General features: G+C 65.6%; 22 protein-coding genes. All 22 read left to right on the forward strand.

Features of this window, described 5'->3' with window-relative positions; all coding sequences use genetic code 11:
* The first annotated feature begins 257 nt into the window (after positions 1–257).
* The 22 genes from rpsL to rplR all read left to right on the forward strand — a co-directional run bounded on the left by rpsL (position 258) and on the right by rplR (position 13,460).
* Entirely contained in the window at positions 258–632 is a 375-nt protein-coding gene (rpsL, locus tag ACRSBM_RS43315) for a 30S ribosomal protein S12 (RefSeq protein WP_030473471.1), read from the forward strand.
* Entirely contained in the window at positions 632–1,102 is a 471-nt protein-coding gene (gene rpsG / locus ACRSBM_RS43320; protein ID WP_030478293.1) for a 30S ribosomal protein S7, read from the forward strand. The genes rpsL and rpsG overlap by 1 nt, the downstream gene beginning before the upstream one ends.
* Before the next feature lie 77 nt (positions 1,103–1,179).
* Complete coding sequence (gene fusA / locus ACRSBM_RS43325; protein ID WP_434452792.1) at positions 1,180–3,282, forward strand: elongation factor G; 2,103 nt, start codon at positions 1,180–1,182, stop codon at positions 3,280–3,282.
* A gap of 146 nt (positions 3,283–3,428) precedes the next feature.
* On the forward strand, positions 3,429–4,622 hold the full coding sequence (gene tuf, locus ACRSBM_RS43330; RefSeq protein WP_434452794.1) for an elongation factor Tu: 1,194 nt from the start codon (positions 3,429–3,431) through the stop codon (positions 4,620–4,622).
* 523 nt (positions 4,623–5,145) lie between these two features.
* Positions 5,146–5,451: a 30S ribosomal protein S10 gene (gene rpsJ / locus ACRSBM_RS43335; protein WP_003938093.1), complete on the forward strand. Its 306-nt coding sequence runs from the start codon at positions 5,146–5,148 to the stop codon at positions 5,449–5,451.
* Between the two features lie 27 nt (positions 5,452–5,478).
* Positions 5,479–6,129 carry a 50S ribosomal protein L3 gene (gene rplC, locus ACRSBM_RS43340; protein ID WP_434452797.1) on the forward strand — a complete coding sequence of 217 codons (651 nt, stop codon included), beginning with the start codon at positions 5,479–5,481 and terminating at the stop codon, positions 6,127–6,129.
* Positions 6,129–6,815: a 50S ribosomal protein L4 gene (gene rplD / locus ACRSBM_RS43345; protein ID WP_434452798.1), complete on the forward strand. Its 687-nt coding sequence runs from the start codon at positions 6,129–6,131 to the stop codon at positions 6,813–6,815. Before rplC ends, rplD begins: the two co-directional genes overlap by 1 nt.
* Positions 6,812–7,111, forward strand: a complete 300-nt coding sequence (gene rplW / locus ACRSBM_RS43350; protein WP_090046572.1) for a 50S ribosomal protein L23 — start codon at positions 6,812–6,814, stop codon at positions 7,109–7,111. Before rplD ends, rplW begins: the two co-directional genes overlap by 4 nt.
* Positions 7,112–7,130: 19 nt before the next feature.
* Positions 7,131–7,964, forward strand: coding sequence for a 50S ribosomal protein L2 (gene rplB / locus ACRSBM_RS43355; RefSeq protein ID WP_030473464.1), 834 nt, complete (start codon positions 7,131–7,133; stop codon positions 7,962–7,964).
* A gap of 18 nt (positions 7,965–7,982) precedes the next feature.
* Complete coding sequence (gene rpsS, locus ACRSBM_RS43360; RefSeq protein WP_015105260.1) at positions 7,983–8,264, forward strand: 30S ribosomal protein S19; 282 nt, start codon at positions 7,983–7,985, stop codon at positions 8,262–8,264.
* 34 nt (positions 8,265–8,298) lie between these two features.
* On the forward strand, positions 8,299–8,697 hold the full coding sequence (rplV, locus tag ACRSBM_RS43365; RefSeq protein WP_434452800.1) for a 50S ribosomal protein L22: 399 nt from the start codon (positions 8,299–8,301) through the stop codon (positions 8,695–8,697).
* Entirely contained in the window at positions 8,697–9,527 is an 831-nt protein-coding gene (gene rpsC, locus ACRSBM_RS43370; protein WP_434452802.1) for a 30S ribosomal protein S3, read from the forward strand. The genes rplV and rpsC overlap by 1 nt, the downstream gene beginning before the upstream one ends.
* Positions 9,528–9,530: 3 nt before the next feature.
* Positions 9,531–9,950 (forward strand): 50S ribosomal protein L16, encoded by a 420-nt coding sequence (rplP, locus tag ACRSBM_RS43375; protein ID WP_030473461.1) that lies wholly within the window; start codon positions 9,531–9,533, stop codon positions 9,948–9,950.
* Positions 9,950–10,192 carry a 50S ribosomal protein L29 gene (gene rpmC, locus ACRSBM_RS43380; protein WP_030478304.1) on the forward strand — a complete coding sequence of 81 codons (243 nt, stop codon included), beginning with the start codon at positions 9,950–9,952 and terminating at the stop codon, positions 10,190–10,192. Before rplP ends, rpmC begins: the two co-directional genes overlap by 1 nt.
* Positions 10,189–10,470 (forward strand): 30S ribosomal protein S17, encoded by a 282-nt coding sequence (gene rpsQ / locus ACRSBM_RS43385; protein WP_434452804.1) that lies wholly within the window; start codon positions 10,189–10,191, stop codon positions 10,468–10,470. The genes rpmC and rpsQ overlap by 4 nt, the downstream gene beginning before the upstream one ends.
* Before the next feature lie 70 nt (positions 10,471–10,540).
* Positions 10,541–10,909: a 50S ribosomal protein L14 gene (rplN, locus tag ACRSBM_RS43390; protein WP_030473458.1), complete on the forward strand. Its 369-nt coding sequence runs from the start codon at positions 10,541–10,543 to the stop codon at positions 10,907–10,909.
* 2 nt (positions 10,910–10,911) lie between these two features.
* Positions 10,912–11,226 (forward strand): 50S ribosomal protein L24, encoded by a 315-nt coding sequence (rplX, locus tag ACRSBM_RS43395; protein ID WP_382451374.1) that lies wholly within the window; start codon positions 10,912–10,914, stop codon positions 11,224–11,226.
* A gap of 2 nt (positions 11,227–11,228) precedes the next feature.
* A complete protein-coding gene (gene rplE, locus ACRSBM_RS43400; RefSeq protein WP_396421159.1) occupies positions 11,229–11,792 on the forward strand; it encodes a 50S ribosomal protein L5 in 564 nt (187 codons plus the stop codon).
* A 4-nt stretch (positions 11,793–11,796) separates the two neighbouring features.
* Positions 11,797–11,982 carry a type Z 30S ribosomal protein S14 gene (locus ACRSBM_RS43405; protein ID WP_030473455.1) on the forward strand — a complete coding sequence of 62 codons (186 nt, stop codon included), beginning with the start codon at positions 11,797–11,799 and terminating at the stop codon, positions 11,980–11,982.
* A gap of 124 nt (positions 11,983–12,106) precedes the next feature.
* A complete protein-coding gene (gene rpsH / locus ACRSBM_RS43410; protein ID WP_434452807.1) occupies positions 12,107–12,505 on the forward strand; it encodes a 30S ribosomal protein S8 in 399 nt (132 codons plus the stop codon).
* 12 nt (positions 12,506–12,517) lie between these two features.
* Positions 12,518–13,057, forward strand: coding sequence for a 50S ribosomal protein L6 (rplF, locus tag ACRSBM_RS43415; RefSeq protein ID WP_434452809.1), 540 nt, complete (start codon positions 12,518–12,520; stop codon positions 13,055–13,057).
* Between the two features lies 1 nt (position 13,058).
* The gene (gene rplR / locus ACRSBM_RS43420; protein WP_434452811.1) at positions 13,059–13,460 is read left to right on the forward strand and encodes a 50S ribosomal protein L18; all 402 of its coding nucleotides are present in this window, start codon (positions 13,059–13,061) and stop codon (positions 13,458–13,460) included.
* Positions 13,461–13,469: the final 9 nt, after the last annotated feature.

Consider the following 13,469-nt stretch of genomic DNA (forward strand, 5'->3'; position numbering starts at 1 on the left):
CGCATGCGCGGATGCGGTACCCCCGTTTTGACCCAGGTAGACGTGGGCGGGTATCTTTGCTATCTGTGCCCGACCCATGTCGGGCCGCTCCGCGTGCCCGCGAGGCCGCGGTGTCCTCCACTCGTAGTGGCAGTTGAACTGTTGCTTGCGGACCTTGGGAGCGGGCGACACGCCCGACCTCGGGTGCAGAGAGGGATCAAGAAACACGAGGGTGAACCGGAAGGCGAACCCTCAAAGACGGAAGAAGCAGCCGGCGAATGCCAACGATCCAGCAGCTGGTCCGCAAGGGCCGCCAGGACAAGGTGGCCAAGCAGAAGACGGCGGCCCTCAAGGGCTCGCCGCAGCGGCGCGGTGTGTGCACCCGCGTTTACACCACCACCCCCAAGAAGCCGAACTCCGCACTGCGCAAGGTCGCTCGCGTGAAGCTGACCAGCGGTATCGAGGTCACGGCCTACATCCCCGGTGAGGGTCACAACCTCCAGGAGCACTCGATGGTGCTCGTGCGCGGCGGTCGTGTGAAGGACCTGCCGGGTGTTCGCTACAAGATCATCCGTGGCTCTCTCGACACGCAGGGTGTCAAGAACCGCAAGCAGGCTCGCAGCCGCTACGGCGCGAAGAAGGAGAAGAGCTAATGCCCCGCAAGGGACCGGCCCCGAAGCGGCCGCTTATCTCTGACCCGGTGTACAGCTCGCCGCTCGTGACCCAGCTCATCAACAAGGTGCTGGTCGACGGTAAGCGCTCCGTGGCCGAGAAGATCGTCTACGAAGCCCTCGAAGGTGCTCGCGAGAAGACCGGCACCGACCCGGTCGTCACGCTGAAGCGCGCCCTGGACAACGTGAAGCCGTCGCTGGAGGTCAAGAGCCGCCGCGTCGGTGGTGCGACCTACCAGGTGCCGATCGAGGTCAAGCCGGGCCGCTCCACCACGCTGGCGCTGCGCTGGCTGATCACCTTCTCCCGGCAGCGCCGTGAGAAGACCATGGTCGAGCGTCTGATGAACGAGCTGCTCGATGCGAGCAACGGTCTCGGTGCGAGCGTCAAGCGCCGTGAGGACACGCACAAGATGGCCGAGTCCAACAAGGCCTTCGCCCACTACCGCTGGTGATCTGACGCCCGGCCTGGAAGCAGGCCGGGCTCTCCCAGCCCTAGTGAGCTCACTAGCTCAAGACAGGGGAAAGACCCGTGGCACAGGACGTGCTCACTGATCTTGCCAAGGTCCGCAACATCGGGATCATGGCCCACATCGACGCGGGCAAGACCACGACGACTGAGCGGATCCTCTTCTACACGGGGATCAGCTACAAGATCGGCGAGGTTCACGACGGCGCTGCCGTGATGGACTGGATGGAGCAGGAGCAGGAGCGCGGCATCACGATCACGTCGGCCGCGACGACCTGCTACTGGAAGAACCACCAGATCAACCTGATCGACACGCCCGGCCACGTCGACTTCACCGTCGAGGTGGAGCGCAACCTGCGCGTCCTCGACGGCGCCGTTGCCGTCTTCGACGGCAAGGAGGGCGTCGAGCCGCAGTCCGAGCAGGTCTGGCGGCAGGCGACCAAGTACGACGTCCCGCGCATCTGCTTCGTCAACAAGATGGACAAGCTCGGCGCGGACTTCTACTTCACGATCAAGACGATCCAGGACCGGCTGGGCGCCAAGCCGCTGCCGCTCCAGATCCCGATCGGCTCCGAGAGCGAGTTCATCGGCGTCGTCGACCTGATCGAGATGCGCGCGCTGACCTGGCGTGGCGAAGTCTCGAAGGGCGAGGACTACGCGGTCGAGGAGATCCCCGCGGATCTGCTCGAGAAGGCGCAGGAGTTCCGCGAGCAGCTGCTCGAGGCCGTCGCCGAGACCGACGACGACCTGACCGAGAAGTTCTTCGAGAACGGCGATCTGTCGATCGAGGAGATCAAGGCCGGCCTCCGCAAGATCGTCGCCGCGGGCACCGCGTACCCGATCCTGTGTGGTTCGGCGTTCAAGAACAAGGGCGTTCAGCCCATGCTCGACGCGGTCATCGACTACCTGCCGTCGCCGCTCGACCTTCCGCCGGTCGAGGGCACGCTGCAGGACGGCGAGACGGTCGTGAAGCGCAGCCCGTCCAGCGACGAGCCGTTCTCGGCGCTGGCGTTCAAGATCGCCGTGCACCCGTTCTTCGGCAAGCTGACCTACATCCGGGTCTACTCGGGCAAGGTCGCCGCAGGCACCCAGGTCGTCAACGCGACCAAGGACCGCAAGGAGCGCATCGGGAAGATCTTCCAGATGCACGCCAACAAGGAGAACCCGGTCACCGAGGCCATCGCGGGCCACATCTACGCCGTGATCGGTCTGAAGGACACCACGACCGGTGAGACCCTGTGCGACCCGCAGCACCCCATCGTGCTCGAGTCGATGACCTTCCCCGAGCCCGTCATCCAGGTGGCCATCGAGCCCAAGACGAAGGCGGACCAGGAGAAGCTCGGCACCGCGATCCAGAAGCTCGCCGAGGAGGACCCGACGTTCCGGGTCAACCTCGACCAGGAGACGGGCCAGACCATCATCGCCGGCATGGGCGAGCTCCACCTGGACATCCTGGTGGACCGCATGCGCCGCGAGTTCAAGGTCGAGGCCAACATCGGCAAGCCTCAGGTGGCGTACCGGGAGACCATCCGCAAGGCGGTGGAGAAGTACTCCTACACCCACAAGAAGCAGACCGGTGGCTCCGGCCAGTTCGCGAAGGTGCTCATCACCGTCGAGCCGCTGCCGAAGTCCGACGACGGCGCTCTCTACGAGTTCGTCAACGCGGTCACCGGTGGTCGCATCCCGCGTGAGTACATCCCGTCGGTCGACGCGGGTGCACAGGACGCGATGCAGTACGGCGTGCTGGCGGGCTACCCGCTGGTCGGCGTGAAGGTGACGCTGCTCGATGGCGCCTACCACGAGGTCGACTCCTCGGAGATGGCGTTCAAGATCGCTGGTTCGATGGCCCTCAAGGAAGCCGCCCGTCAGGCGTCTCCCGCGATCCTCGAGCCGCTGATGGCCGTCGAGGTCACGACGCCCGAGGAGTACATGGGCGACGTGATCGGCGACCTGAACTCCCGCCGTGGCCAGATCCAGGCCATGGAGGAGCGCAGCGGTATCCGTGTCGTCAAGGCACTGGTCCCGCTGTCGGAAATGTTCGGGTACGTGGGTGACCTGCGGTCCAAGACCCAGGGTCGTGCCAACTACTCGATGGTGTTCGACTCCTACGCAGAGGTTCCCACGAACGTCTCGAAGGAGATCATCGCGAAGGCGACTGGGGAATAACCCCACACCGGAGCACCGCAGTTCCACCGCGGGCTCTCCGGGGGCGAATCCCTGGGGTCCGCACTTTCCGACCCTGACGTGTAGTCCGGCGGGTGGCCACAGATGCCCGCCGGACCAGCAAAAAAGAAGTCCAGGAGGACAATCCAGTGGCCAAGGCGAAGTTCGAGCGGACGAAGCCGCACGTCAACATCGGTACCATCGGTCACATCGACCATGGCAAGACCACGCTGACCGCGGCGATCTCCAAGGTTCTGCACGACGCGTACCCCGATGTGAACGCTTCGTTCGCGTTCGACCAGATCGACAAGGCGCCGGAAGAGAAGCAGCGCGGCATCACGATCTCGATCGCGCACATCGAGTACCAGACGGAGAACCGTCACTACGCGCACGTCGACTGCCCCGGGCACGCCGACTACATCAAGAACATGATCACCGGTGCGGCGCAGATGGACGGCGCCATCCTGGTGGTCGCGGCGACCGACGGTCCGATGCCGCAGACGAAGGAGCACGTCCTCCTGGCCCGCCAGGTCGGCGTCCCCTACATCGTCGTCGCGCTCAACAAGGCCGACATGGTCGACGACGAGGAGATCCTGGAGCTCGTCGAGCTCGAGGTCCGCGAGCTCCTCTCCGAGTACGAGTTCCCGGGCGACGACCTGCCGGTCGTGCGCGTCTCGGCGCTGAAGGCGCTCGAGGGTGACGCCGAGTGGGGCAAGTCCGTTCTCGACCTGATGAACGCCGTCGACACGGCGATCCCGGAGCCGGAGCGCGACACCGAGAAGCCGTTCCTCATGCCCGTCGAGGACGTCTTCACGATCACCGGCCGCGGCACCGTGGTGACCGGTCGTATCGAGCGCGGCATCATCAACGTGAACTCCGAGATCGAGATCGTCGGTATCAAGGAGACGTCGAAGAAGACGACGGTCACCTCGATCGAGATGTTCAAGAAGTTCCTCGACGAGGGTCGCGCCGGTGACAACGCCGCGCTGCTGCTCCGCGGCATCAAGCGCGAGGAGGTGGAGCGCGGCATGGTCATCGTCAAGCCGGGCACCACGACCCCGCACACCGAGTTCGAGGCTCAGGTCTACATCCTGTCCAAGGACGAGGGTGGCCGCCACACGCCGTTCTTCAACAACTACCGTCCGCAGTTCTACTTCCGCACGACGGACGTGACCGGCGTTGTGACGCTGCCCGAGGGCACCGAGATGGTCATGCCGGGTGACACCACCGGTATGTCGGTCAAGCTGATCCAGCCGATCGCCATGGACGAGGGCCTCCGCTTCGCGATCCGCGAGGGTGGCCGCACCGTCGGCGCCGGCTCGGTCACCAAGATCATCAAGTGACCCAGCTCTGACCGCGGGCAACCGCTGTTAGTTCGGCAAGGCCGGGCCAACGACTCCGTTGGCCCGGCCTTTGTCGTTGTGGCACAAGGGGAGTGAAGAGTCACACAGCGGGTTCGAGCGTGCCGCGGCAGGTTCGCGGACCTTGATCCCAACGTGATCTGCCTCTTACTCACCCACCCCGATTTGGAGTGCCTCACCCCCGTGTGGCATTCTTTACGGGTTGCTCGACGAAGGCCGGGTCGCATCCGTGCGTGCCTGAATCCTTCGACCGAGCGTCCGCGCCCTGTTAGTGAACGCCTCCTTGCGGAGATGGGCATCAGGGTGCATGGGCTGTGGTAGGCCCAATCCCACCGGGGAGACCTTGAGTGGGACCGGTATGCGCACCGGGCGCGACACGCCCGACCGCGTGGACCGGGCACCATGACACTTCAACAGGGGCGGAGCGCGCCAAGAGGCTGTAACAGGCCTCATCCGAGGCACCGCACCGCAGCGGTTACGAGAAGCAGAGGAACGGCAAGCCATTATGGCGGGACAAAAGATCCGCATCCGGCTCAAGGCTTACGACCACGAGGCGATCGACGCGTCTGCGCGCAAGATCGTTGAGACCGTGACGCGCACCGGCGCTCGGGTTGTCGGGCCCGTGCCGCTGCCCACTGAGAAGAACGTGTACTGCGTCATCCGCTCGCCGCACAAGTACAAGGACTCGCGCGAGCACTTCGAGATGCGCACGCACAAGCGGCTGATCGACATCCTCGACCCGACGCCGAAGACGGTTGACGCGCTCATGCGCATCGACCTGCCGGCCAGCGTCGACGTCAACATCCAGTAAGCGTTGGGCGCGGAGAGTAACGGACCAATGTCTGACAGGCAGATGAAGGGCATCCTGGGCACCAAGCTCGGCATGACTCAGGTCTTCGACGAGAACAACCGGGTCGTCCCGGTGACCGTCGTCAGGGCTGAGCCCAATGTCGTGACCCAGGTTCGCACCGAAGAGAAGGACGGCTACACCGCCGTCCAGCTGGCGGCCGGCGCGATTGACCCGCGCAAGGTCAACAAGCCCGTTGCTGGGCACTTCGCCAAGGCCGGGGTCACGCCCCGTCGCCACCTGGTGGAGCTGCGCACGGCGGACGCCAGCGACTACACGGTCGGCCAGGAGATCACCGCTGAGGTGTTCGAGGCCGGCGCTGTTGTCGACATCACCGGCACCAGCAAGGGCAAGGGCACCGCGGGTGTCATGAAGCGCCACAACTTCAAGGGCCTCGGCTCCAGCCACGGCACCCAGCGCAAGCACCGCTCGCCGGGTTCCATCGGTGGCTGTGCCACGCCTGGTCGCGTCTTCAAGGGTCTGCGCATGGCCGGTCGCATGGGCCACGAGCGCGTCACGACCCAGAACCTGAAGGTGCACAAGATCGACGCCGAGAACGGCCTGCTGCTCATCAAGGGCGCTGTTCCCGGCCCCAAGGGTGGTCTGGTGTTCGTCCGGACTGCCGCGAAGGGCGGTGCCTGATGTCGACGGTTGAGATCCGCACCCCGGACGGCAAGTCCGCCGGCACGGTCGAGCTCCCCTCGGCTGTCTTCGACGCGCAGGCGAACGTCGCGCTGCTGCACCAGGTCGTGGTGGCCCAGCAGGCCGCCGCGCGCCAGGGCACGCACTCGACGAAGACCCGCGGCGAGGTTCGTGGTGGTGGCAAGAAGCCGTACCGCCAGAAGGGCACCGGTCGCGCCCGCCAGGGTTCGACGCGTGCTCCGCAGTTCGCCGGCGGTGGCATCGTCCACGGCCCGCAGCCGCGTGACTACTCGCAGCGCACCCCCAAGAAGATGAAGGCCGCCGCTCTGCGGGGCGCCCTCTCCGACCGGGCTCGCGCCAACCAGGTCCACGTCGTGTCCGGCCTGGTGGACGGGGACACCCCGTCGACCAAGACCGCGCGCAAGGTCCTGGAGTCGGTCACCGAGGCCCGCCGCGTTCTCGTGGTGCTCAACCGCACCGACGAGGTCGCGTGGGTCAGCGTGCGGAACCTTCCGCACGTGCACGTGATCGCGCCCGACCAGCTCAACACCTACGACGTGCTCGTCAACGACGACGTGGTGTTCACCAAGGACTCGCTCGACGTGTTCCTCGCCAGCAAGGCCCAGCAGGGTTCTGGCTCGGCCGAGGCCACGGCGACCGCGGTGGACGAGGAGGCCTCGAAGTGATCCCCGACCACAGGGACGTCTTGCTCGCGCCCGTGATCTCCGAGAAGTCCTACGGACTGCTCGAGGAGAACAAGTACACCTTCCTGGTGGCGCCGGGTTCGAACAAGACGCAGATCAAGATCGCCGTGGAGAAGGTCTTCGGCGTGAAGGTCGTCAGCGTCAACACCATCAACCGGCAGGGCAAGCGCAAGCGCACCCGCACCGGGTTCGGCAAGCGCAAGGACACGAAGCGCGCGATCGTGACCCTGTCCTCGGACAGCAAGCCGATCGAGATCTTCGGCGGCCCTGCCGCCTGATGACGAGGACTGCGTAGAGATGGGCATTCGCAAGTACAAGCCGACGACTCCCGGTCGTCGCGGTGCGAGCGTCTCCGACTTCGCCGAGATCACTCGGTCGACTCCGGAGAAGTCGCTGATCCGCCCGCTGCACAAGCTGGGTGGCCGCAACGCCTCGGGCAAGATCACCACGCGGCACAAGGGTGGCGGTCACAAGCGGGCTTACCGCCTGATCGACTTCCGTCGCCACGACAAGGACGGCGTGCCGGCCAAGGTCGCTCACATCGAGTACGACCCGAACCGCACCGCGCGCATCGCGCTGCTGCACTACGCGGACGGCGAGAAGCGCTACATCATCGCCCCGGAGAAGCTCAAGCAGGGTGACACGGTTGAGAACGGCCCCAAGGCCGACATCAAGCCGGGCAACAACCTGCCGCTGCGCAACATCCCGGTCGGTTCCGTGATCCACGCGATCGAGCTCCGCCCCGGTGGCGGCGCGAAGATCGCGCGCTCCGCCGGTGCCTCGGTGCAGCTCGTGGCGAAGGACGGCCCGTACGCCCAGCTGCGGATGCCTTCGGGCGAGATCCGCAACGTGGACGTGCGCTGCCGCGCCACGCTCGGCGAGGTCGGCAACAAGGAGCACCAGAACATCAACTGGGGCAAGGCAGGCCGCATGCGGTGGAAGGGCAAGAAGCCCACCGTCCGCGGTGTCGCCATGAACCCCGTCGACCACCCGCATGGTGGTGGTGAAGGTAAGACCTCCGGTGGTCGCCACCCGGTCAACCCGGCTGGTAAGCCCGAAGGCCGTACCCGCCGCCGTAAGCCAAGCGACAAGCTCATCGTCCGGCGTCGTCGCACCGGTAAGAAGCGCTGAGCAGGAAGGGAGTGAAGGATGCCTCGCAGCCTTAAGAAGGGCCCCTTCGTTGACGACCACCTGCTCAAGAAGGTGGACGTTCTCAACGAGTCGGGCAAGAAGACGGTCATCAAGACGTGGTCCCGCCGGTCCACGATCATCCCGGACATGCTGGGTCACACCATTGCGGTGCACGACGGCCGCAAGCACGTCCCGGTGTTCGTGACCGAGGCGATGGTCGGGCACAAGCTGGGCGAGTTCGCCCCTACCCGGACCTTCAAGGGCCACATCAAGGACGACCGGAAGTCTCGCCGCCGCTAAGGCGCCGAACTAGGAAGAGCAAGGGGAAGCAGCGATGAACGCCCGTAAAGATGCTGAGGCGCAGGAGTTTCCGCGCGCCGTGGCTCGGGCTCGCTACGTCCGCGACACGCCGATGAAGGTGCGCCGCGTCGTCGAGCTCATCAAGGGACGTAACGCCCGCGAGGCCCTGGCCGTGCTCCAGTTCGCGCCGCAGGCGGCAAGTGAGCCGGTCGCGAAGGTGCTCGCCAGCGCCATGGCCAACGCCGAGAACAACATGTCCCTGGACCCCGACACCCTCTGGGTTTCGGTGGCCTACGTGGACGAGGGTCCGACCCTCAAGCGTTTCCGCCCGCGTGCCCAGGGCCGCGCGTACCGGATCCGCAAGCGGACGTCGCACATCACCATTGAGGTGGAGTCGCGTCCGAAGAAGACCAGCGCGAAGGGAACCCGGTAGTGGGCCAGAAGATCAACCCGCACGGCTTCCGGCTGGGGATCACCACCGACTGGAAGTCCCGCTGGTACGCCGACAAGCAGTACGCCGAGTACGTGGCGGAGGACGTCAAGATCCGCCGCCTGCTCAGCAAGGGCATGGAGCGTGCCGGCATCTCCAAGGTGGAAATCGAGCGCACCCGTGACCGGGTTCGCGTCGACATCCACACCGCCCGGCCGGGCATCGTCATCGGCCGTCGCGGTGCCGAGGCGGACCGCATCCGCGGTGAGCTGGAGAAGCTCACCAAGAAGCAGGTCCAGCTGAACATCCTCGAGGTCAAGAACCCCGAGTCGGACGCGCAGCTCGTGGCACAGGGTGTCGCCGAGCAGCTGTCCAACCGCGTCGCCTTCCGGCGTGCGATGCGCAAGGCCATTCAGTCGGCCATGCGTTCCTCGCAGGTCAAGGGCATCCGCGTGCAGTGCGGCGGCCGCCTCGGCGGCGCCGAGATGTCCCGCTCGGAGCACTACCGCGACGGCCGCGTGCCGCTGCACACGCTCCGCGCCGACATCGACTACGGCTTCTTCGAGGCCCGCACCACGTTCGGCCGTATCGGCGTGAAGGTGTGGATCTACAAGGGCGACATCGTCGGTGGCATCTCGGCCAAGCGCGAGCGCGACGCGGCCCCCTCGCAGGCCGACCGCGCCCCGCGCCGCGACCGTGGCGAGCGTCCGAACCGGGCCCGTCGCTCCGGTGCCAGTGGCACCACCGCGACGAGCACCGAGGCCGGTCGTGCCGCAGCTGACGCTTCGGCGTCGGCCGAGGCCCCGGCTGCTGCAGAGAAGACGGAGAGCTGAGTCATGCTCATCCCGCGCAGGGTCAAGCACCGCAAGCAGCACCACCCCAAGCGGTCGGGTGCTGCCAAGGGCGGCACGAAGGTCACCTTCGGTGAGTACGGCATCCAGGCTCTCGAGCCGGCGTACGTCACCAACAGGCAGATCGAGTCCGCTCGTATCGCCATCACGCGCCACATCCGTCGTGGCGGCAAGGTCTGGATCAACATCTTCCCGGACCGTCCGCTCACGAAGAAGCCGGCCGAGACCCGCATGGGTTCCGGTAAGGGTTCGCCGGAGTGGTGGGTGGCCAACGTCAAGCCGGGTCGCGTCCTCTTCGAGATGGCCTTCCCGAACGAGCAGGTCGCTCGCGAGGCGCTCCGCCGCGCGATCCACAAGCTCCCGATGAAGTGCCGCATCGTTACGCGTGAGGGTGGTGAGTTCTGATGGCAGCGGGTACCACCGCTTCCGAGCTGCGTGAGCTCACCGAGGAAGAGCTCGTGCTGCGTCTGAAGGAGTCGAAGGAAGAGCTCTTCAACCTTCGCTTCCAGATGGCCACGGGCCAGCTCGACAACAACCGGCGGCTGCGCACGGTCCGGCATGACATCGCCCGGATCTACACCGTGATGCGGGAGCGGGAGCTCGGGCTCTCCGTTACGCCGGATTCCACTGGTGAGGGTGCGGCATGACCGACAGCAACGAAGTCCAGACCGAGAAGCGCAACGACCGCAAGGTCCGTGAGGGCCTCGTCGTGTCCGACAAGATGGACAAGACGATCGTGGTCGCGCTCGAGGACCGCAAGAAGCACCCGCGTTACTCCAAGATCATGCGCTCCACCACCAAGGTGAAGGTGCACGACGAGGAGAACGCGGCTGGCGTCGGCGACCGCGTCCTGCTCATGGAGACCCGGCCCCTGTCGGCGACCAAGCGCTGGCGGCTCGTCGAGATCCTCGAGAAGGCCAAGTAATTCCTTTTCAGACAGACCGAGCCCGTCGGGTCGGAAATCCGGCGGGCCAGGAATGGTCAGGAGCAAGTAAGTGATTCAGCAGGAGTCGCGGCTTCGTGTCGCCGACAACACTGGTGCGAAGGAGATCCTTTGCATCCGTGTTCTCGGTGGTTCGGGCCGCCGCTACGCGGGCATCGGCGACATCATCGTCGCGACCGTCAAGGACGCGATCCCCGGTGCCGGCGTGAAGAAGGGTGACGTCGTCAAGGCCGTCATCGTCCGCACCGTCAAGGAGCGCCGTCGCGCGGATGGCTCGTACATCCGCTTCGACGAGAACGCCGCCGTGCTCATCAAGAACGACAACGAGCCCCGCGGTACGCGCATCTTCGGCCCGGTCGGTCGTGAGCTGCGCGACAAGAAGTTCATGAAGATCATCTCGCTGGCTCCGGAGGTGCTCTGACCATGAAGGTGAAGAAGGGCGACACGGTCGTCGTTATCGCCGGCAAGGACAAGGGCGCGAAGGGCAAGGTCATCATGGCCTACCCGGAGACCGGCAAGGTCCTGGTCGAGGGTGTCAACCGGATCAAGAAGCACACCAAGATCACGCAGACCCAGCGGGGCGCGCAGTCTGGTGGCATCGTGACCCAGGAAGCCCCGATCAACGTCTCCAACGTGATGGTGGTCGACTCGGACGGCAAGCCGACCCGTGTTGGTTACCGTACGAACGACGAGGGCAAGCGGGTCCGCATTTCCCGTCGTAACGGGAAGGACATCTGAGCATGACTACCGCAGAGAAGATCATCCCGCGGCTCAAGACGCGCTACCGCGCTGAGATCACCGGCGAGCTGCAGAAGCAGTTCAACTACGCCAACGTGATGCAGATCCCGGGCGTCGTGAAGGTCGTCGTCAACATGGGTGTCGGCGACGCCGCCCGTGACGGCAAGCTGATCGAGGGTGCCGTCAAGGACCTCTCGATCATCACTGGCCAGCGTCCGGAGGTCCGTCGGGCCCGCAAGTCCATCGCACAGTTCAAGCTGCGCGAGGGCATGCCGATCGGTGCGCGCGTCACGCTGCGCGGCGACCGCATGTGGGAGTTCCTCGACCGCCTGCTGACGATCGCGCTGCCCCGTATCCGCGACTTCCGCGGCCTCTCGGGCAAGCAGTTCGACGGCAACGGCAACTACACGTTCGGCCTGAACGAGCAGTCGATGTTCCACGAGATCGACCCGGACGCTATCGACCGGCCTCGCGGCATGGACATCACCGTCGTCACCACCGCCACGAACGACGAGGAGGGCCGGGCGCTGCTGAAGCTCCTGGGCTTCCCGTTCAAGGAGAACTGAGTCGATGGCCAAGAAGGCGTTGATCAACAAGGCCGCGAAGAAGCCGAAGTTCAAGGTCCGGGGTTACACCCGGTGCCAGCGTTGCGGCCGCCCCCACGCGGTGTTCCGCAAGTTCGGCCTCTGCCGGATCTGCCTGCGCGAGATGGCTCACCGCGGTGAGCTGCCTGGCGTGAGCAAGTCCAGCTGGTAACTCGAAGCTCCATTACTTCGCTGTAGGCCCGCACACGACCGTCCTGTCCTCTCCCTCCCGGGGGAGAGGACAGGTCTGGACCCTGAGCCGGTGAACCGCAGCGAGAAAGGTTGACCAGGTCACCATGACGATGACCGATCCCATCGCAGACATGCTCACTCGTCTGCGGAACGCGAACTCGGCTTACCACGACAAGGTCGTGATGCCGCACTCGAAGCTGAAGGCGAACATCGCCGAGATCCTCAAGCGCGAGGGCTACATCAGCTCTTACCGCGACGAGGACGGCGAGGTCGCCAAGAACCTCGTGGTCGAGCTGAAGTACGGCCCGAACCGTGAGCGCAGCATCGCCGGCCTCCGCCGCGTGTCGAAGCCGGGTCTGCGCGTGTACGCGAAGTCCACTGGCCTGCCCCGAGTTCTCGGTGGCCTCGGCGTGGCGATCATTTCGACCTCTGGCGGTCTCATGACCGACCGTCAGGCCAACAAGGCAGGCGTGGGCGGAGAAGTCCTCGCCTACGTTTGGTAAGGGGGAGTAGACATGTCGCGCATCGGAAAGCAGCCGATCATTGTCCCCTCCGGGGTCGACGTGAACATCGCCGGCCAGGACGTGAGCATCAAGGGCCCCAAGGGTGTCCTGACGCTGACGATCGCTGAGCCGATCAGCCTGGAGAAGGCTGAGGACGGCACTCTCGAGGTCAAGCGCCCGAACGACGAGCGCCGCAACCGCGCGCTCCACGGCTTGTCGCGCACGCTGGTGCACAACATGGTCGTCGGTGTGACCCAGGGTTACGAAAAGAAGATGGAAATCCACGGCGTCGGTTACCGCGTCGCGCTCAAGGGCTCAGAGCTCGAGTTCGCGCTCGGTTACTCCCACCCGGTGAAGGTCGAGGCCCCCGCGGGCATCACCTTCGCGGTGGAGACCCCGACCCGCTTCTCCGTCTCGGGTATCGACAAGCAGCTGGTCGGTGAGGTCGCCGCCAACATCCGCAAGCTGCGCAAGCCCGACCCGTACAAGGGCAAGGGCGTCCGCTACTCGGGCGAGAAGATCCGTCGCAAGGTCGGAAAGACGGGTAAGTGACATGAGCGAGTCGACTGTTACGAAGCGCAAGCCGGTGGGCAAGGACATCTCCACCAGGCGTCGTGTTGCCAAGACCCGTCGCCACTTCCGCCTCCGCAAGAAGGTCAACGGTACCGCCGAGCGTCCGCGCCTGGCCGTGCACCGTTCGTCGAAGCACATCACCGTGCAGATCATCGACGACCTGAAGGGCCACACGATCGCGTCCGCTTCCTCGATGGAGGCCGACGTCCGTGCCCTGGACGGCGACAAGAAGGCCCGCGCGGCCAAGGTCGGCCAGCTGGCCGCGGCCCGCGCCAAGGACGCCGGTGTCACGGCGGTCGTGTTCGACCGCGGCGGCAACGCGTACCACGGCCGGATCGCTGCTCTGGCTGATGCCGCTCGCGAGGCGGGGCTGGAGTTCTGACAATGATCA

This window comes from Lentzea xerophila (assembly GCF_051094245.1).
GTDB lineage: Bacteria > Actinomycetota > Actinomycetes > Mycobacteriales > Pseudonocardiaceae > Lentzea > Lentzea xerophila.